The organism is Roseburia rectibacter, from assembly GCF_014287515.2.
Lineage (GTDB): Bacteria > Bacillota > Clostridia > Lachnospirales > Lachnospiraceae > Roseburia > Roseburia rectibacter.
Genome location: NZ_CP092473.1, coordinates 1,095,325 through 1,115,354, shown reverse-complemented (window position 1 = coordinate 1,115,354; position 20,030 = coordinate 1,095,325). Strand labels below are relative to the sequence as shown.

The following is a 20,030-nucleotide window of genomic DNA, read 5'->3' as shown; positions in this document are numbered from 1 at the left end:
TCCTCCTATTTTGCTGCCGTTTTCTGCGATTTCCATTGATTTAACATGCTCAGTATCTCTTCTTTCATTTCTGCCGGGGTATATGATTTTGGGAAATACCGATACAGTTGTTCGTTGTTAAACATCACTCTGGTAATTTCCCCTTTTTTGATCTCACCCATGATCTCTCTCATTTTTGTTCCCGTCAGCTTTTTTTCCCGGCTTAATTTTTTCATTCTCTGTGCCTGAGAAATGGATGGAACTGCCTGTGTATACTCCATAGCATCTATAAATTCCTTTTGTTCCTCTATCGTTAAATACGAAAGTTCCACAGCTGGGTTAAATGAAAGTTCACCGTTATCCAGCTTTTCCAGTAACTCAGGAATCAAATCCGTCAGTTTCAGATACCGCTGTACCTGTTTTGCGCTGTCACAAAATTCTTCACCAATGATTTCTACTGTCTTTTTTCCTTTCAACGGGTAGTCAGACTGGCTACTTTTTCTTCTTCCTCCGGTTCGCTTCATAGCTTCATTCTTCATCTTATAAGCAAAAGCCTTTTCACTGAATGTTATCTGCTGCCTCTGTAAATTGGAATCCACCATATTAATTACTGCTTCATCATCTGACATGACTCTGATAATGACCGGCACCTTCCTGTAACCAAACTTTTCAGCAGCTGCCTTTCTTCTGTGTCCGGAGATAATCTCATAAACACCATCTGGAATCGGTCGTACAATCAGTGGATTTATGATTCCGTATTTCTCAACACTCGCACTGAGCCGAATCATTTCCTGATCCATCCGAACCTTAAATGGATGGTTCCTAAAGGTCCGCAGACGTTCCAGCTGAATCTCTATAATTTTTTCGCCATCTTCTGGAACTGATGCCACTGTATCCATATCTTTCCTCCATTTCTTATCTGCAACAGAAAGAGCGTAAGTACGTAATCATCTGTACCTTGCCTTTTAAAAAAACATGCCGCCCATCAGGGCGGCACATTTTATTTCTTCTTTTTGGTTCGAAATCCTTCCGGTAATTCATTTGACCATGGCAAAAGCCGATTTAGATCATCCAGCTTTGGAAAAGGTCCCATTTTACGAAGTTCGTCTAATACATAGGAAAGATATACATACGGCTTCAGACCATTCAGCAGGGCTGTTTCTGCGATACTGTAAACAATAGCACTGGCATCTGCACCACGGATACTCTTGGCAAACAGCCAATTCCGGCGGCCTACTGCAAAATTTTTGATTGCACGCTCCGCACTATTATTATCAATGCTCAGATGCCCATCATCCAAGTACCTGCGAAGATAGGTTTCCTGATTCAGCGTATATAAAATGGCATCACCAATAAGGGAAGATCTGTCTACAGAATCTTCCATCGAATGCAGCCATTCAAACAGGGCTTCCACTACTGGACGCGACTGCTTCTGGCGTTCCTGATACCGTTCTTCCGGTGTCTTATCTTTGATCAGTTCCTCTACTTTATACAGGATTCCGATCCTCGTCATTGCCTGATATGCAACTGTTTCTTTCAGCTGCTCCTTTGTGAAATCCTTTTTTAATGCCGTGAGTGCAGCATCAAAACGGCGTCTCGCATGGGTAAAGCATCCGGTTACGGTGATGGAATCGTTCAGTCCATGATACGCCTGGTATCCATCACACGTCAGATATCCATGAAATGTATCTCCAAGGAAGTTTACCGGGTGATATCCGGCACGCGTTCTCTCATAATCAAAGAGAACCATCTGTGGGGCTTCACTGTAATGATCTGTCAGATATACCCACATCCAGTTTTGAGATGATCCTTTCTGATCTGGTTCATCAATCACCTGGATCCTGGTTTCATCGCAATGGATGTATCTGCTCTTTAGGAATTCTTCCTTCATCTGCCCATAAAGCAGTCCCAGATACCGGTCTGCACAGCTGATGATCCAGTTTGCCATTGTTTTTGTTGAAAGATTTAAGTCATACCTTGCGAATTCCCGTTCCTGTCTTGCCAGCGGCATGCCATTGACATACTTTGCATTCATGATTCCGGCAACCAGCGAAGGTGTAGCAATGCTTCCCTTGATCAGCGGAAACTCTTTTTCCGGCCGGATCATAGCACCACATTTTGGACAACTGTATACATAGGTTACTTCTTCAACCACTTCAAAGGTGGAGGGGATGAATTTCAGTCGTTTTACGACTTCTTTTGTGACGACTTTATACTTTGTTCCACAGTCCGGACAATAGCGGTCTTCGCCGGTCAGTTTATATTCGATTGTTTCTGTTACTTCGAAATTAGAGAGATCTTCTTCTTTTTTGCCGGTGCGTTTTTTCCGTTTGTGCGATGGAATCACGATTTCCTCTTCAATCTCAGCAGTATCCATATCTGCATTGACTTCAGCCTCATTAAACAGATCCATCTGTTCATATCCATCTGCGTATTTTTCACTGGAAGAACCGAAACGTCTTCTTTGTGCAAGCGCAAGACGGTCTGAAAGCATTGCGTTCATAAATTCCAGTTCTTTCTGCTTGTCTTTCAGAAGCTGTACCTCGGTCTCTTTTTTTTGAACCTGATTCTGCATGATTCTCATAACTTCCATCATGTTTTCACGGCTCATGTTATTCAGCTGTTCCTCTGTAAAAAACGGATCCATCCGGCAATCTCCAAACTCTTATATGATAATTCCAGTATAGCATAGAAAGTCCAGCTGTTCGAGAAAAATCAACGTTTTACTGTGTAGGAATATATACCGATATCCACAAGTATTTCGTGCTTTTTGCGAATTGACAAATCCGTTCTTTATACAACAATCTTTGGATGTCTTTCTTCAAAAGCTCCCTTCGGAGTAAGTGAAAGGCCATCACACAGCCAATGCATTTCTTTCAGGGTCACTTTCTGTAATTCATCCGGAGTATCCGGCCAGTGAAAGGAATCTTTGTCAAGCCTCTTCATCAGAATCCAGAAACCGGATCCGTCCCATTGCAGAATCTTAATAGAAGTCCGCCTGCGGTTGCAGAACGCAAACATGCAGCGCGAATAGGGATCAAGTTTGAATTTTAGCTTGATAATTGCAGCCAGTCCGTGATAGCTTTTTCTCAGATCGGTAGCTCCACATGCAAGGTAAACGGTTGTGCCACCTGCCAGATCAAGCATGATCTTTCAGCCCCTGGATCAGAACACGAAAAAATTCCGGCGGGCATTCAGGCATCACTTCAATCCGAATAGCGTTTGTGATAAAAATGCGGACTGGAGACGGGCTGATATTCAAAGTCTCATTCTTTGAAATCTCTTTTTCCGTTGGCATTTTTGCAAAAATCATATCTGTATCTGATTGTTCGTCCAATTTTTTCAGCTTGCGCATCCAATAATTCATTGTAGAGACTGGAACGTGATGTTCCTGACACCATGTTTTGCAAGTCTGCCCACTGGATTGAAATTCATGGATTCGTTCAGACCACAGAGTGATTTTTTCATCTTTTTTCATAATGATACAGTTTCCTTCCTTTGTTATGAAAAGAGTGTATCAGAAAAATATAGTTGCGGACAGATACGGATGATTACGTACTTACCATACTCTGAATACAGATTCTTACTAATGCTATCATTTTGTTCACAAAAAATTGCTTGCTGTTTCATATAATTTTCCAAATTGCTCATTTGAATCGCTCCTTTCATTCTGTTACGAACTTACATACTATACTCAGATATTCTTGTTTCCAGAGCATTCAGCATTGTCTGTTCTTTTTCTTATTCTTATTCATTAGCAATACAATACAATGGAAAACTCAATTTAACCTCAACAAGGTTTGTTTTTTCATCCATGCAAAATCTTCTTTGTACAACAGACTGTTAGATATAGCAAAAACGGCCTTTCAAAAACAGTTAACTTCTAAATCAACTGTTTTTTGAAAGGTCGTTTCATCAGATTCTTATAGCAATCCAGCAAATAATCTCATAAATAATTGTCCCAGTCGCAAATATGCACTTCGTCCGGTTTGATATTGGTCTGTCACATCACGACATTCTCCCATCGTTCTTATCAGATCATTTTTTATTTCCACAACTGCCTGACAATCTGCCATAAAACAGCCGTTTTCAAAATGGTGATATAAACTTCGATAATCCAGATTAATTGTTCCACAAGTTGCCATACAGTCATCTGCCACACTCATTTTTGCATGACAGAAACCAGGAGTCCACTCATAAACACGAACACCATGTTTAACTAATCCATGATAAAAAGAACGAGTTATATTATAAATGAATTTTTTATCAGGGATACCAGGTGTGATAATTCTTACGTCTACCCCTCGCTTAGCAGCCAGACATAACGCATGCGTCATTTCATCTGTTATGATTAGATATGGAGTCATAAACCAACAATATTTTTCAGCTTTATTTATCATACTGATATAAACTTCTTCTCCTACTTGCTCATTATCCATAGGGCTGTCTGCATAAGGTTGAACAAACCCAGTTTGCTGTGCCGCATAATCATAGTGGAAAAGGTATTTACTAAAATCAGAATCATTAGCATCCTTATCACTTACTGCATTCCACATTTCCAAAAATGTCACCGTAAGCGACTGAACAGCATCTCCTTCTAAACGAATACCTGTATCTTTCCACTGTCCATACGGGTGTGTGTAATTAAAATATTCGTTTGCTAGATTATATCCACCTGTAAATCCGACTTTTCCATCAATAACTGTTATTTTTCTATGATCACGATTGTTCAAAAACAGATTTAAACCTGGCATAAACGGATTGAATACACGGCAATGAATTCCTATTGCCTCCATCTTTTTCACAAAATCTGTGTTAATAAAGCCTATAGAACCCATATCATCGTAGAATACTCTAACTTCCACACCTGCTTTTACTCGCTCTTCCAGAACATCTTGAATCTTATGCCATGCTTCAGCGTCTTCTATCGCATGATATTCCATAAAGATAAACTTCTGTGCTTTCTCCAAATCCTTAAGCTGTGCCTCTAATCCTTTCACTGCTTCATCAAAATACACAATATCCGTATTCTGATAGATTGGATACTGCGAATTTCTTTGTATGTAACTTGCTATATTTCCTGCTTTCGGAATTGTTTCTTTTATTCTGCTCAAACACTCCTGACTGTCCGGAAGCATTGGTAACAATTTGCTATCAATTTCTGCATATCGCTCACGCATCTTATGTGTGCCACCATTCAAACCAATCAACAAATACAGGCCTACACCCATAATTGGGAAAATTAGAATTAAGATGACCCAAGGCATTTTCATAGAGGATGTCTTATTTGATGCGTACAATCCCAAAACCAAGATCCCACTCAAAATCCTTGTAAATAAATTTATGATTTCTGCATATTCATTCAAACGTGTTACGATAGTAATAATAAAAATCACTTCCAGAAGAATGCAGATTATGGAAAAACACAGCCGTTTTACCCCATTTTTTGTTTTTGCTTTGCCCTCTAAAGTATCTTGTTTCATATATATATTCCACCTTCCTAATAAAATACTAATAATTTATTCTACTCAATCATTCTTTCACTAATATCTGCAACCTCATTTGTATGTAACATGACCAATGATATATGCTACTTTATCATCAAAGTCACATAATAACCTTATATGTTTTACCTCTCTCCATAGTTCCTCCTGCTTTTCACATTCTTATCAACAACAACGATAAAATGCCACACAGTTATTAACAACCATGTGACATTTATACTCTTAATACAATTTTGCACCTGCTGGAATTGCATCATCTAACATTACCAGATTCAGTTTTTCTTCTCCATTTACATTGTGAATTGCAGAAAGAAGCATACCACATGAATCTATTCCCATCATAGAACGTGGTGGAAGATTTACGATTGCCAATAATGTCTTTCCAACAAGTTCCTCTGGCTCATAAAAAGCATGTACTCCTGAAAGAATCGTTCTCTCATTCTCAGTTCCATCATCAAGTGTAAATCTAAGAAGCTTCTTGCTCTTTGGAACTGCTTCACAATTCTTCACCTTTACAACACGAAAATCTGACTTTGAAAATGTATCAAAATCAACCTGCTCTTCAAATAAAGGCTCAATTTCAATACCTGTATTATTTTCAGCAACTGCTGCCACTTCTTCTGCTACTACTACTTCATTGTTATCCATTTGGTTAATCTCCTTTTCTTCATTTCTCACAATATATTATATCGACAAAAACAAAATCATCAACAGATATACTAGACATTTCGTTTCTATTATTCATATATCTTATCCACCTCAGCCTCATATACCGCCTCAGTATGAGCATCAAACAACACCCACTCGACTAAATCAAAGCTGTCCGGATTATCTTGCAGGAATCTATTAACTATCTTTACTGCAACCTTTGCTGCCAGTTCTACAGGAAATGCATACACACCAGTTGATATAGATGGAAATGCAATTTTTCTAATTCCATTCTCTAATGCAAGTTTCATCGAATTAAAATAACAGCTTGCCAAAAGTTCCTCTTCCTTATCCCTACCTCCATACCATATCGGTCCAACTGTATGTATTACATAATCACAAGGCAGATTATATGCTTTTGTAATCTTTGCTTCGCCAGTCTCACATCCGTGAAGTGTCCTGCACTCTGCCAGAAGCTCCGGTCCTGCTGCTCTGTGAATCGCACCATCTACACCACCTCCGCCAAGAAGGGAATTGTTTGCTGCATTCACGATTGCCTGCACATCTGTTATCTTTGTTATGTCGCCTCTTATAGTTTTTATTATATACATCTTATTGCTCCTCTTCTAAAGCCTGCCAGGGTTCCAGTCCCATTTCTTCCCAAGTTACTCCATATGGTGCTCCACCGGAAGTATATCCTACAATATAGAAAAATGTGTCATCCTGACAAGTATTATTTTCTACTGCATGATTTTTCATAGCCTGCTTTTTGCTCTCCGCTGTTTTCTTTTCATTTTCAAAACAGCAGCCTTTTCTTCTGGAGTTTTCTTTCGCTTTCTCATATTCAGTTTTTCAAGAGTAATACCATTCTGAATATCTCGTAATATACGCTCCTCATACCTGCCATCAACAGCTTCTCTTAACACATATGGAACAATAAGGAAGTACTTTGCTCTATTCTGGATGGTAGATGTCCCCGGAAAGAAATAATTGGCAAAAGCATCACGAATAATGCCGATTCCAAGTTCATCGACTGCTCCCTGTTCACTCAGAAGGTTGATCACATCTAATGCCTTCTGCCGGTCTTCTTTTGAAAAATCTATCCATCCTAACTGCATGTTTTCACTTCCTTATTTCTTCGTCAAATATGTATCTTCCACATAAGTCTCCGGTGTCGCCTCTTCAATTACGCCAGACTTCGGATCAAAGATATATTTCTTCTTCAATCTCTCATACAGTACAGAACCTACAGTTTCCATTACCTGTTTCATCATATCCGGATCGTCAAATAGCTTGCGGAAAAACTGGTCATTCTGCTCATATCTGTCTGCTGCCATATTCGGAAAATCCTTTTCAAACAACAACATAAAGGTTGCCCTGTCATTGTTCTTTGCGTAGCTCTGCCACTTCTCCTGATTGGCATAATCATTTTCCATCTGAACAAGTACTTTATCCATTTCTGTAAAATGGGTTCCATACTTTTCATTTATCTTATCAATAATTACTGTCAGCGGATCTTTCTTAGGCTCTCTATGACCGGAATCACCGGAGATAGGTGTATATCCGCCTTCTGTGCTTTCAAGCTCTATCGGACCTTCAAAGTCTTTTTCCAGCTTATAGTATTCAAGAAGAACTTTGTCATCAATATTTATCTTCTCTCCACCATGTCCTTTTGGAAGCATCGTGTATAAAAACTTTGAATAAATACTGAATCTGTGAATATCCTTGTCAAATAACCTGTATACCTGTGTAATATAGGCATACACACGATTAAAGCTTGCCAATGTAGACTTGAATATATCCTGTTTTTCAACTTCAAGCACTTCATATCTGTCTACTGCTGGTCTTAACTGTCCCTGAAGCTTTCCAAGATCACCAGCTGATTGATTCTCATTCTGATAGAAAATATCCGCAAATTTATCCACTTCTGATTTCTGATATACCCTGAAATCATCCAAGGTATTCTTCATGTCATATACAACATTAGGATCTGTTTCCTCCAAGAGCACAGTTTCCTCATAGAATGGCTCAAAAGATGCTTTGATATCTTCTGCTGAATTGGCAAAATCAAGTACGAAGGTATCTACTTTTCCTCTTGTAGTACGATTCAGTCTTGATAAAGTCTGTACTGCCTTTACACCAGACAATTTCTTATCCACAAACATGGTGTGAAGCAATGGTTCATCAAAGCCTGTCTGATATTTTTCCGCAACAACAAGGATTCCATAATCATCTGTATGGAATGTTTCCGGTAAAGCCTTTTCTTTGATTGTCTTGCCTTCTTTATCCTTGTTCATTCCCTCTTCGGTAAACACATCATCGTTATCTTTCACTTCACCGGAAAAAGCGACTAACACTTCAAGGTCATTCAGTCCTTTTTCTTTTATCTGTCTCTTAAATTCCTGCACATATCGCACTGCATGAAGTCTGGATGGTGTAACAACCATAGCCTTCGCCCTGCCACCTATCTTATGTCTTGTGACATTCATAAAATGTTCCAGCATAATGGCAGTCTTCTGAGATATATTATGTGGATGTAGTGTCTCATAATTTACAATTGCCTTTGAACCTGCAGTTGTATCAAATTCCGGATTATCCTCAATAATCTTGGCAATCTTGTAATACATTTTGTAGGTCATATAGTTCTGCAAAACATCCAAGATGAAATGCTCTTCTATTGCCTGTCTCATAGAATATATATGGAAAGGTCTGTAGATTCCTTCCGCATCCTTCTGACCAAACATCTGCAATGTCTTTCCTTTTGGTGTTGCTGTAAATGCAAAGAATGATAAGTTCTTATGCATACCCTGTGCCGCCAATTCATCTAAGAGCTTATCCTCATCGTCCTTACGATTTCTCTCGTCCTCATCTTCCATCTCGGCATACTCTTTCAGAATTTCTTCTGTATCAGCTAACGCTCTTTTTAATTTTTTCGCTGCATCTCCGGTCTGCGAAGAATGTGCCTCATCAATAATAATAGCAAATCTTTTGTTTGCAGAATCTACCTCTTTATAGATTACCGGGAACTTTTGTAAAGTAGTGATGATAATGCCTACGCCATCATTAATCGCATCTCTAAGCTGTCCCGAATTTTTATCTACTTTCTTAACCACACCTTCCACATGGTCAAACTGATATACTGTAGACTGCAACTGGCTGTCAAGCACTCGTCTGTCAGTAACGATGATTACTGACTGGAAAATCTTATTATCCTCATAATCATGGAGTCCGGTCAGTCTGTGTGCCAGCCATGCAATCGAATTGGACTTTCCCGATCCTGCACTATGCTGAATCAAATAGCTCTTACCCGAACCATTCTTTTTCACATCTTCCAGAAGTTTTGTGACTACATCAAGCTGATGATATCTTGGGAAAATCATAGTCTCTTTCACTAGATTTCCATTCTTATCATATTCCTGTTGCAAGTGCATATATTTCTGTAGAATTTCCATCAAACTGTCCTTGCAGAGTACTCTTTCCCAAAGATAAGCTGTATCATATCCATCTGGATTTACAGGATTTCCTTTACCGCCTACTTTTCCGGCACCATTACTGCCTTGATTAAATGGCAGAAAATAAGTGTGTGCGCCATCAAGCTTTGTTGTCATATAGACATTGGTAAGGTCTACTGCGAAATGCACCAATACTCTTTCTTTGAAGGCAAAAATTGCATCCTTACCGGCACGATCAAACTTATACTGATTAATGGCATTTGTGGTATCCTGTCCTGTAAACTGGCATTTCAACTCCATAGATACTACCGGAATTCCGTTTACAAAAAGCACTATATCTATGCTGTTCTCATTATGTACAGAGTAGTGAAGCTGTCTTGTACAATGCAGGATATTCGCATCATACTGAATCTGCGTAGTCTCATTCAAAGAGGTCTCCGGCTTCCAGAAAATCGGATAAAACTTAATTCCTCTGTCCGTAAATCCATGCCGCATCACATTCAAAAGATTAGTTGTCTTGACTTCTCTTTTAAAACGCTCAACCACCTGTTTCTCGGAATTCTCCGCATAGATTTTCACATATCTGTCCCATTTCTTAGGCTGGCTTGTCTTAATAAACTCAACAAATGTATCTTCATCAAGTCCTGATTCACGATTAAATTTCTTTGGATCACCTTTGGTATATCCGCCATGATGAATCAGATAGTCTTCGATATCTTCTTCAAATCGTTTCTCTTTTACATCAAAATCAGACATTAGCTACACCTCCTTTTTTCCTGTAACAACCTCGTAGATGAGGGATTTTTTGTATTCCTGAAGTTTTTCAATTGCTTTGTTTCTATCAGCTATTGTTTTATCAAGCATCTCACATTTACTATCTAAATAATCTGCTATTTGACATTGTTCGATATAAGGTGGTACAGGCACTTTAATACTTTTAAACTCTGATGAATATGTCCGCCAGCGCATCGCCATTATTCCACGTCCATATTTATAACATTCAGCAGAAAACGGCTTTGTCCTATATAAATAATGATAATATCTTGAACATACATTTTCATTTGGTTTATATATATCATATGCGGGACTCGTAACCCCATCATATGCCGATCTTCCTATTGCCCCCATCCATGCCAATATAATATTTACTACTATATCATTCTCATAAACCACCTTGTATCCTTCTGCCTTTACTGCCTTATTCCCTCTTTCCTCTTGTTCACCATGTGGAAACACGCCTAAGTCAGTATAAAGAGAAAGTAATCTCACTTCCTCTAATGGTTTATAATTTTTTTCATCTCGTAACGAGAATAAGTATCTATTTTGCGATATGCTCCAATGAACTGGTATTTGTTCACACATATCTATAGTACTATCCTTCAGCTCTACATCTGTATTTATTCCCTTTGTTACAGCTTCCGTAATAATTGAAAATTTGTATTCCTTTAACTTTTCAATAATTGCCTGCTGCTTTTCAATAATTTCATCAATCTTTGAGCACTTGGCATCCAAATAACTAGCAATTTGTATCTGTTCACGTTGCATTGGTAATACAATTTTCAAATCCATCAAATTAGTATTATTTATTGCAGGATAACTAATGCCAACAGAATGAGCTTCTACATTTGATATAAAAGAATGTGTACTCAATGCATAATATAAAAATTTTGCGACAACATCTTTATGTGGTGTCACTACCGAAAAACCAGTAGATACAATTTTATCTGCTAATGAATTATCAATATATGCAATGGCTTTTAAATATGTTCTCACAGTTGAAATAATAGTATCACCATTATGTACAATACGTCTTGCCCTACTTGGTGCATTACCAAATTTTGGATTGTCAACACTTTTTCAGACAAATTTTTTTAGGTTATTTTTCCGATATTGTACAGGCGTTTGATACCCTAAGGAAGAATGTATGCGGTGATGATTATACCAGTTTACATAATCCCATAGTTTTATCTTCAGTTCTTCCTGCGTATGGAATGTTTCATTCCATACAAATTCTGTTTTTATAATCTTGAACGTAGCTTCTGCCACTGCATTGTCATAAGGACATCCCTTATGGCTCAGGGAGCGTTCCATATGGAACGTTTCTAACAGTTCTTCAATTGTCTCGTTTTTAAATTCATTTCCACGGTCTGTGTGGAAAATATGGATTTCCGACAGATTTCCGTCTACTTTCATAAATGCCTGTTTTACAAGTTCTGCTGTTTTATGTTCTCCTGCACTGTATCCAATAATCTCCCTGTTAAAAAGATCAATCAGTACACAAATATAATTCCAGCGGTTTCCTACCCTTACGTAGGTCAAATCACTTACCACTACATTGCGGTATGGCTGGTTTTGAAATTGTCGGTTCAACACATTCTCTACTTTTGATTCATTACATCTGTCTTTTTGCGGTTTAAACTGTGCTGTAGTATAGCTTGATACCAGACCTTCCTGTTTCATAATCCGTCCAATCCTGCGTCTTGATACCTGTTTCCCGCAATCAGCCAGTTCTTTCTTGATCTTTCGTGTACCATAATGGTTCCGGCTTTTTCTAAAAATTTCCTGAATGTCTGCAGTGAGTTCTGATTCATCTTTTTTTGCTGCTGCTTCATAATAATAGGTGCTTCTGTTTACCTGTAGGACGCGACACATTGCTGATACAGAGTATTTGTGGGCATTTGCTTTAATCACATTTACTTTCGTCCTAAGATCAGCGCCGCTTGTTTTAAAATATCATTTTCCATTCTTAACTGCTGGTTTTCTTTCCGAAGCCGGATCAGTTCTTCCTGCTCCGGAGTCCGGTTATCTTTTTCATGGAAAGAACCGGAATTGGATGCCTGCTTTACCCACTTGTCAAACAGGGAAGTAGCAATGTCATATTCACGGCAGATATCACATCTGCGTTTGCCGGAACGATATAGTTCCACCAGTTGCTGTTTAAATTCATCTGTATATTTGCGAGGTTTTCGTCGTTGTTTTTGTTCGGTCATAAAGAGTGCTCCTTCGTGTATTTATTATAGATTATATGACCTTAAAAAATCTGTCCAGTTAATTGTAACCTATCCATTTCATTTTTTCTGTTGTTCTTACCCCATGTTCATATGTAACAGAACCAATCTCTATGTAATCAATTTCTTGCTCTTCTTCATAATTTTCTGGAAGAACATCATTATTGCTGTCAGCAATTTGTTTAACCTTATATACTTTCCAGCTAGAAGGGATTTCACCTACCCACTTCACCCCACTATCCTTCATCTCTCTCATAGGTCAAATACCTCCTCAAGACTTCCGGACAGTTCTGTCTCTAAATCCATAATCTCTGCCATGATTTCTGCTGATGGTCTTGGAGCTTCATACTTATAGAAGTATCTTGTAAATGGAATCTCATATCCCACCTTTGATTTTTTCGTATCTATCCATGCATCCAGTGCGAAAGGTAATACTTCTCTTTCAAAATATTCTTTGATATCCTCTTTTAATGGAACATTTTCCGTATCACGAAGACTGGTATCCGGCTGTTTCTTTCCTTTTTTCAATATTAGATTACCTTCTTCATCACGAAGCGGTCTTTCTACTGTAATCTTTGTATAACCAAAATCCTCGTTATCATAAATCTGACTGATTTCACTCTCTTTAAAATCACCATATATCTTTGTAATCTCTGCAATATCTTCCTCAGAAATATCATTTCGCTTATTTCCCAATGCTTTTCTTCTCTTCACGAACATCTCATTGGCATTAATAAGCTGTACTTTTCCCTCTCTGACTGTACCTGCCTTTTTATTTGACAATACCCAGATATAGGTTGCAATTCCTGTGTTATAGAAAATATCATTCGGTAAAGCAACGATTGCCTCAAGTAAATCATTTTCGAGAATATATCTTCTGATTTCAGAAGGTCCGCTCCCTGCATCTCCTGTAAAGAGTGGTGAACCATTATGAATGATTGCAATTCTGCTTCCACCCTTATCAATATCTTTCATTTTTGATATCGCTGTCATAAGAAAAAGCATCTGTCCGTCACTTGCAGCCGGAAGTCCTGCTCCAAATCTTCCTCCGAAGCCAAGCTTTGCCTCTTCCTCTACTTTCGCCTTTTCATTCTTCCACTCACGTCCAAAAGGTGGATTGGAAAGGATATAGTCAAAGGTACTACCTGCAAACTGATCATCTGATAATGTGTTGCCATCCTTGATATAATCCGCATTGTTCCCCTTAATCAGCATATCCGCCTTACAGATTGCAAATGTCTGATCGTTAATTTCCTGTCCGAAAGATACAAGCTCTGTAGAAGCATTCAGACTATGTAAATATTCCTCTGCAACAGAAAGCATACCTCCGGTTCCACATGCCGGGTCATAAATCGTCTTTGCCACATTATTACCGGAAAGGATATCATTATCATCATAGAAGAGAATATTGACCATAAGTTGAATAACTTCTCTTGGAGTGTAATGCTGTCCTGCATCTTCATTATGCGACTCGGAAAATCTTCTTATAATCTCTTCAAAGATATAGCCCATTTCAAGGTTAGAGATTTCATTCGGATGAAGATTTCCTCTGTCTGTTGTGTATTCCTTTAAAACAATATAAAGAATCCCCTTATTTGCCATAGTTGTGATGTGACCATCAAACTTAAACTTTTCCAGAATGTCCTGCACATTTGCTGAAAATCCATTCAGATAATCTCTGAAATTCTCCTCAATATGGTCTGGATCATCCATAAGTCTCTCAAATGTATATTTGCTGGTGTTATAAAAATCTTTTTCTGCTGCCTTACGAAGTAAAACATCCTTCATTGGAAGATTTTTTACTTCCTCATATTTCTGCAAAACTGCATCCTTTGTATCGGAAAGAATACAGTCAAAACGCCTGATTACTGTAAGCGGTAATATAACATCTCCATATTCATGTGGTTTATATACTCCGGTCAACTTATCTGCTATTGCCCATATCAGGTCTGCTTTCTGATCTATTTTTGCGCTTCTCGTAGCCATTTCATTTTCCTCCATAAGGTAATTTACTTTTCTTCTTCATCCGGTACATAGTCAACCAAATCTCCAAAGTTACAATCCAGCTCTTTGCAGATTTTTTCCAGAACAGATAGTTTAACTGACTCACAGTTTGTCATCTTTGCTATTGTACTGGAACTAAGACCAGTCTTGGCACACAAATCTCCCTTTTTCATATTGTTATCAATCAGTAGTTTCCACAATCCATTATAACTAATTGCCATATGTATTTCCTCTCTCTAACAATTGTCGTAATCTAATACCATCATTGTAAGTATAGCACACAAATTGCGAATATACAATTTGCATTTGCAAATATCGAATGCTATTTTCTAAAGAAAAAAGGAACCAAGGCAGAATACTTCTATCTTGATTCCTATTTTATATCATTTAATGTCCAAAAAACGGGACTTGGCACAATTTACTTCCATATTGTAAATATTATTTGCACTTTTCAAGCGTCTCAGATAATACCTGAGCCTGTTCATATGTATCTACTTCTATTTGACAACTACCTTCAGTTATTGCACACATTACCCTTGGATTTGCAATCATTTCATCATTCAAATAAATACCTATCGTATTTCCAATATTATTTGTAGTAATATCTGCAAATGTTTTCGTTGATTCATCATCAAACTCTATTTGTACTACTGCCTTCTTGATTCCGTCGCCATTATCAACCATTGTTGCTTCTGCCGATTTTATACCACCAGTCATAAGTATATTCCCATCGCTATCCCGTAATGTGAATATATTTGTCTCTTGTTTCCCTGATGGCTGATCATTACTGACATTTTCTTCTATAGTATTTGAACCTTTTTGAAACCATGCTTCACCATGATATCCTTGATATGCACCGATTGCACTATTTATTATTGTCAACACAAGACATATAATACCTAATACAATACCCACTATTGACAATCCAGACCTCTTTCCTAGCCTCATTGGTTGCTGCTTCAATGACTTCTTCCTTAATGTCATCAATATCTTCTGACCGGATATATTCAGCCCTCTCTTTTTCCTTCTTCTTGATAACAAAAGTTTCTTTTCCATAATTATCAATGTAGAACTGAATCGCATCTATAATGAACTGGTTCTTAGATTTGAAAATCTTCGGATCAAGGTTCTGAATCACATCATTGATTTTCACATGCTGAGGATTGCTCATGTTGAGGCGGACAGAAGTTTTTACTTCATATTCAAGTCTTCTTCCCATCATCTGCCTCCTTATGATAATCGCTTAGTGCTTTTAAGTCCCATTGTGGCAAGCTGCTCATATCCTCTTGCATTTGCCTTTACATCAAGGTTATAGGAAATGTTCTTAGCATCATGACTACCAAAATTCTTCATCACAACTGCCCCGCCTCCAACAAATACAATCGGTGTAGTCTTTAAGTTATACCCAAACTCACGGATTGAGTTATATACCTTATCAACAAAATCCTCTATCTCTGCCTTGATAATGGCAAAGTATTCATCATCAATATCTGACCTGCCATATCGCATGATGTTCTGTATCTCCGACTCGTCTACCTCTCCGTTAAGCTGTCTTACACACTGCTCATTGATAGAACGCATACAGGTAATAAGACCTTTTGGAATCGTCACACACTTTGATTCATCCGGTGACTTGTTGATTACCGGCATAATGTCGATTGTCCAGCTACCGATATCTACTATCAGCGTTTTCTTTGCCATAGCAGGTATCTTGTCAACCACTGCTGCATAGCACTGTGGGAATACTGCCACATCATCAATTTCAATATGATATGACTCATTCTCATATTTGAAGCTTAAACGCTTATTCTTTGTCAGGTACTTGATAAAATCATTCTTCTCTGCTCCAAATCTTGTAAGTGGAAGTCCTACAGCAAGGAATACCTTTGCCTCTGCAAGACCTCTTCTTTTAAGTTCCTTAGCAACTGCTGCAAGAGTAAGAAGATAAAAGCTGTCATCTTCGACCTTTGTATCCTTTACTTCCTGCCTCACAGTTCCAACCTTATAGAACTTTCCTTCATACTCAAGTACATCGCCGAAAAGTGCCGGAGTTGTTGTAATCTCCTTAACTCCTGTGACAAATACCTGAGAAATTGTTTTCATCATTGGCCAACCATGATCAATGCCGATTACTTCTAACTTGTTATTCATGTTCCTTTCACTCCTTTTCTGTATTGTCTGCATTATTGTTTTGCAAAATTTCATATAATTGCCCACACCCTTTCAAATGCTCGGTTTTGTCAGATGCAGGAATATCATCAGACCTGCCATAAAAATGTTTTTTCATTAATTCCTCATACAGTTCATCACTCTCTGCCTTAACTTTCATAAGACAGTAGAGAACCACTGTACTAATAATGATTACGAACCAAATTAACACTTTGCCCATTCGACCACTCCTCTCAAATAAAAAGAGGACCAAACCAGCTGATGGAATATTCCATCTCAAGTGCTAATTTAGTCCTCACTAAATGTTTTAATATAAAATTGTACCTAATCTAAGCACACAGATTCACTCTCAGACTGATTGCGGACATCTGTGATACTGACTTGGATTTTCGGTTTTGATATAACAGCGCTGCCTTATCTACCGCTAAATTGGTATAAAAATAAGGACTAAATTAGGCATAACCCCTTGATTTTACTGGGTTTCATCTAACTTGGTCCTATTATAACTCAAACACCACGTTCCCATTTGGAAACTGACTTATCACTCTTACCCAGTTTCTCAGCAAGCTGTTTTTGAGTCATACCAAGTTTTTTTCTTTTTTCTGCAATATAGCTTCCGATTTTCACAAGGTCCATAAATACTTCCCCCTTTCAGAATTATAGTATCTATTTTGTCCCAAAAAGTACACACCTTAATGGTAGAATCGTATTATATAGGCAGAATCTCATCCAATTTCATAAAAAAAATGATAAGATACTATTTCTCTGTTTTCCCATTACCCAGGTTGCATCCTATTACGCTTCCGTATCCGTTTCTACTTTCTGCACCCACTCTTTTTGCATAGCAGCAGCCAGAAAGCATTGAATCAGTTTCATAGAAAACGCTCCACATTCACCATTTATAATCATCCTTACCGCTTCTCCATGTCTCAATTTGCGTTTATATGGTCGTTCACTGACCAATTTTTTGATGTACTTTTGATGTACTAACCCTCATTTGATGTACTATTTCAGGAAGAAAAACCCTTTTATTCTTCTGCAAAAAGTTTCTGCTTCCGCTCAATCATCTCATCAATTCTCTCGATATACTGCCCGACATCCTTGACATTCTCGCATCGTTCGATCCGATGTGTGCCATCCGGATTTGGTTCTGTCCAGACACGTTTTGTGGAAGCTCCGGCTCCGCAAGCTACGATGGTCTGTTTCTCTTCCATGATCAGAATATTATAAACTCCCGCTTTTCCTTCTTTCGCATAACCGACATTCTCAAGGTTTCCCGCCATTCCCTTCTGGCGGTACAGATAATAAGGGAACAGGTCCATCTTCTTCGCATAGGAAGCGGTCAGGTCCATATGTTCCTGCGTGTTGACCATCTTATAATCTTTATAGTCTTCCTTGAACATATTTAAGCGCGCCGCGCGTTTTAGTGCCAGAGAGTGAACAGTCAGATTGTCCGGTTTTAACTGCATGATCTGCTCTAATGTATCGCGTACATCCTCTAAAGATTCTTCCGGCAGTCCCATAATGAGATCCATATTAATATCATCAAATCCAAGTTCTCTTGCGATCTTAAAACTTTCCACAGTCTGTTCTACCGAATGGCGCCTTCCGATCAGGTCGAGCGTTCTCTGCTGCATGGTCTGCGGATTGATGGAAATTCGTGTGATTCCCCATTTGCGCAGCACCTCTAATTTTTCTCTTGTGATGCTGTCCGGTCTGCCGGCTTCCACAGTAAACTCAAGGCAGTCTGACAAATCAAAACTACATTTAATTTTACGGATCAGACGGTCTGACTGATAAGGCTCTAATGTTGTCGGCGTTCCGCCACCGATATAAATGGAATTTAAATGCTTGTGATAAAACTTTGCCGCCGTATAATCAATCTCTTTTTCCAGTGCATCTAAATAAGCATCCACACGGTTCTTCCAGCTTACAAGCGGATATGATGTAAACGAGCAGTACAGGCAGGTCGTCGGACAGAACGGGATTCCGATATAAAGACTGTATCCGTTGTCATAATCAATTTTCTTTAAGATCGCATTTTCTCGTTCTGCAATATCGGTTGCAAGTTCAATCTTCTCATCGGAAGCAAAATAGGTATCCTTCATATACCGGTAGATCTCCTCCCGGCTTTTTTCTTCCTCCAGCAATTTCATAGGAATCTTCGTTGGACGGATTCCGGTCAGGTTTCCCCATGGAAGTGTTCGTTTCGTATAATCACAGAGCATACGGTACAGCATCTGCTTCAGCTGATTTTTCGTCCGCACGCGATCCGAAAAATCTACCTGAATTGTCTCACCCGGTATCTCTTTTACTTCTTCCTGACCCGGTTTTTCATTTGCCTGCGCATCCTCATTTGCATGCACGATCTCCTGCCATGTGATCTGAATCGTATCTTCCCCGTAGTGTACCTGCATGCGGATATCGATTTTTCCATCATATTCTTTTTTTTCTGCCGACACACCCACATACTGTTCCGGGAAAAATGCCTTGATCAGAGAATGAATATCATATTCAAATTCCGGTTTATTTAATAAAACTTCTATCATCCCAAAACCTCTCACTTACAGATACGGATTATACATCCGCTCTGTCCCAATCGTTGTAATATCATTGTGTCCGGTGTACACGGTCGTCTCATCCGGAAGCGGCAGAAGTTTCTCCTTAATGGAGCGGATGATCTGTGCTGCACTGCCCTTTGGAAAATCGGTGCGTCCCACCGATGTGCAAAAGAGGGTGTCCCCGGAAAAAACTACATTCTGATATGGGAAATAATAGCAGCAGCCACCCACCGTATGTCCCGGTGTATGGAATACACGGATATGAAAACCGGCAAGGTCGATCTCCTGCTCATTCTGCAAAAATACATCCGCATGATAGGTCTTTTGTACACCTTCCCAGCCGCTTAAATTGAGAGACGGCGTATCTAAGGTCTCTTTTTCATGCTCCTCGGCATATATTTTGATATCAAAATGTTTTGCAAGTTCCTCCGCTCCACCCGCATGGTCAAAATGTCCATGTGTCAGCAAAATTGCGATCGGTGTCAGCTTTTCCTGACGAATCTTCTTGGCAAGTTGATCTGCACTTGCCCCCGGATCGATAACCAGTACTTCTTTTGTGTCATCGTTGATCGCAAAATAACAGTTTGTCTGTACCGGACCAACTACATATTGTTCTACTTTCAATGGTGCCATATTTTCCCCTTTCCTGTCTGACAAAATCTTTTTCTTTACAGAAAAACTGGCTGCCCATCTGGATGCGGTTCA

General features: G+C 38.8%; 21 protein-coding genes and 1 pseudogene. All 22 read right to left on the bottom strand.

Features of this window, described 5'->3' with window-relative positions:
* Window positions 1-5: 5 nt before the first annotated feature.
* Window positions 6-878 carry a ParB/RepB/Spo0J family partition protein gene (locus H8S51_RS05300; protein WP_186900621.1) on the bottom strand — a complete coding sequence of 291 codons (873 nt, stop codon included), beginning with the start codon at window positions 876-878 and terminating at the stop codon, window positions 6-8.
* A 101-nt stretch (window positions 879-979) separates the two neighbouring features.
* Window positions 980-2,626, bottom strand: a complete 1,647-nt coding sequence (tnpC, locus tag H8S51_RS05295) for an IS66 family transposase (RefSeq protein ID WP_241070915.1) — start codon at window positions 2,624-2,626, stop codon at window positions 980-982.
* A 146-nt stretch (window positions 2,627-2,772) separates the two neighbouring features.
* Entirely contained in the window at window positions 2,773-3,126 is a 354-nt protein-coding gene (tnpB, locus tag H8S51_RS05290) for an IS66 family insertion sequence element accessory protein TnpB (RefSeq protein WP_006855325.1), read from the bottom strand.
* Window positions 3,119-3,457, bottom strand: a complete 339-nt coding sequence (gene tnpA, locus H8S51_RS05285; RefSeq protein ID WP_117922646.1) for an IS66 family insertion sequence element accessory protein TnpA — start codon at window positions 3,455-3,457, stop codon at window positions 3,119-3,121. The genes tnpB and tnpA overlap by 8 nt, the downstream gene beginning before the upstream one ends.
* A gap of 445 nt (window positions 3,458-3,902) precedes the next feature.
* Window positions 3,903-5,462, bottom strand: coding sequence for a cardiolipin synthase (gene cls / locus H8S51_RS05280; protein WP_014080824.1), 1,560 nt, complete (start codon window positions 5,460-5,462; stop codon window positions 3,903-3,905).
* Between the two features lie 243 nt (window positions 5,463-5,705).
* Complete coding sequence (locus H8S51_RS05275; RefSeq protein WP_015559630.1) at window positions 5,706-6,131, bottom strand: EMAP domain; 426 nt, start codon at window positions 6,129-6,131, stop codon at window positions 5,706-5,708.
* 89 nt (window positions 6,132-6,220) lie between these two features.
* A complete protein-coding gene (locus H8S51_RS05270; protein ID WP_186900632.1) occupies window positions 6,221-6,742 on the bottom strand; it encodes an O-acetyl-ADP-ribose deacetylase in 522 nt (173 codons plus the stop codon).
* Between the two features lies 1 nt (window position 6,743).
* Window positions 6,744-6,890 carry a hypothetical protein gene (locus H8S51_RS05265; protein ID WP_241070914.1) on the bottom strand — a complete coding sequence of 49 codons (147 nt, stop codon included), beginning with the start codon at window positions 6,888-6,890 and terminating at the stop codon, window positions 6,744-6,746.
* Entirely contained in the window at window positions 6,887-7,249 is a 363-nt protein-coding gene (locus H8S51_RS05260) for a DUF6361 family protein (RefSeq protein WP_241070913.1), read from the bottom strand. Before H8S51_RS05260 ends, H8S51_RS05265 begins: the two co-directional genes overlap by 4 nt.
* Window positions 7,250-7,261: 12 nt before the next feature.
* Window positions 7,262-10,339, bottom strand: a complete 3,078-nt coding sequence (locus H8S51_RS05255; RefSeq protein ID WP_186900633.1) for a type I restriction endonuclease subunit R — start codon at window positions 10,337-10,339, stop codon at window positions 7,262-7,264.
* Between the two features lie 3 nt (window positions 10,340-10,342).
* Window positions 10,343-11,389: a restriction endonuclease subunit S gene (locus tag H8S51_RS05250; protein WP_256451918.1), complete on the bottom strand. Its 1,047-nt coding sequence runs from the start codon at window positions 11,387-11,389 to the stop codon at window positions 10,343-10,345.
* A 51-nt stretch (window positions 11,390-11,440) separates the two neighbouring features.
* Window positions 11,441-12,573, bottom strand: a protein-coding gene (locus H8S51_RS05245) for an IS3 family transposase (protein ID WP_118772524.1) whose coding sequence is annotated in 2 segments (ribosomal slippage) — window positions 11,441-12,306 and window positions 12,306-12,573 — 1,134 coding nt in all. Because the reading frame shifts where the segments join, the coding sequence is not laid out codon by codon here.
* A 58-nt stretch (window positions 12,574-12,631) separates the two neighbouring features.
* Window positions 12,632-12,847, bottom strand: a complete 216-nt coding sequence (locus H8S51_RS05240) for a hypothetical protein (protein ID WP_186900642.1) — start codon at window positions 12,845-12,847, stop codon at window positions 12,632-12,634.
* Complete coding sequence (locus tag H8S51_RS05235; RefSeq protein ID WP_186900641.1) at window positions 12,844-14,577, bottom strand: type I restriction-modification system subunit M; 1,734 nt, start codon at window positions 14,575-14,577, stop codon at window positions 12,844-12,846. The genes H8S51_RS05240 and H8S51_RS05235 overlap by 4 nt, the downstream gene beginning before the upstream one ends.
* Window positions 14,578-14,600: 23 nt before the next feature.
* Window positions 14,601-14,816 carry a helix-turn-helix domain-containing protein gene (locus H8S51_RS05230; RefSeq protein ID WP_154520135.1) on the bottom strand — a complete coding sequence of 72 codons (216 nt, stop codon included), beginning with the start codon at window positions 14,814-14,816 and terminating at the stop codon, window positions 14,601-14,603.
* 217 nt (window positions 14,817-15,033) lie between these two features.
* A complete protein-coding gene (locus tag H8S51_RS05225) occupies window positions 15,034-15,510 on the bottom strand; it encodes a SecDF P1 head subdomain-containing protein (RefSeq protein ID WP_408639575.1) in 477 nt (158 codons plus the stop codon).
* Window positions 15,461-15,814 (bottom strand): hypothetical protein, encoded by a 354-nt coding sequence (locus H8S51_RS05220; protein ID WP_241070911.1) that lies wholly within the window; start codon window positions 15,812-15,814, stop codon window positions 15,461-15,463. The genes H8S51_RS05225 and H8S51_RS05220 overlap by 50 nt, the downstream gene beginning before the upstream one ends.
* Window positions 15,815-15,825: 11 nt before the next feature.
* Window positions 15,826-16,746, bottom strand: a complete 921-nt coding sequence (locus tag H8S51_RS05215) for a ParM/StbA family protein (RefSeq protein WP_241070910.1) — start codon at window positions 16,744-16,746, stop codon at window positions 15,826-15,828.
* A gap of 7 nt (window positions 16,747-16,753) precedes the next feature.
* Entirely contained in the window at window positions 16,754-16,984 is a 231-nt protein-coding gene (locus H8S51_RS05210; RefSeq protein ID WP_186900608.1) for a hypothetical protein, read from the bottom strand.
* 290 nt (window positions 16,985-17,274) lie between these two features.
* Window positions 17,275-17,400: pseudogene (locus tag H8S51_RS05205) on the bottom strand (helix-turn-helix domain-containing protein); the annotation flags it as partial.
* A gap of 392 nt (window positions 17,401-17,792) precedes the next feature.
* Window positions 17,793-19,313 carry a coproporphyrinogen dehydrogenase HemZ gene (gene hemZ, locus H8S51_RS05200; protein ID WP_186900607.1) on the bottom strand — a complete coding sequence of 507 codons (1,521 nt, stop codon included), beginning with the start codon at window positions 19,311-19,313 and terminating at the stop codon, window positions 17,793-17,795.
* Between the two features lie 15 nt (window positions 19,314-19,328).
* The gene (locus H8S51_RS05195; RefSeq protein ID WP_186900606.1) at window positions 19,329-19,958 is read right to left on the bottom strand and encodes an MBL fold metallo-hydrolase; all 630 of its coding nucleotides are present in this window, start codon (window positions 19,956-19,958) and stop codon (window positions 19,329-19,331) included.
* Window positions 19,959-20,030 lie beyond the last annotated feature (72 nt).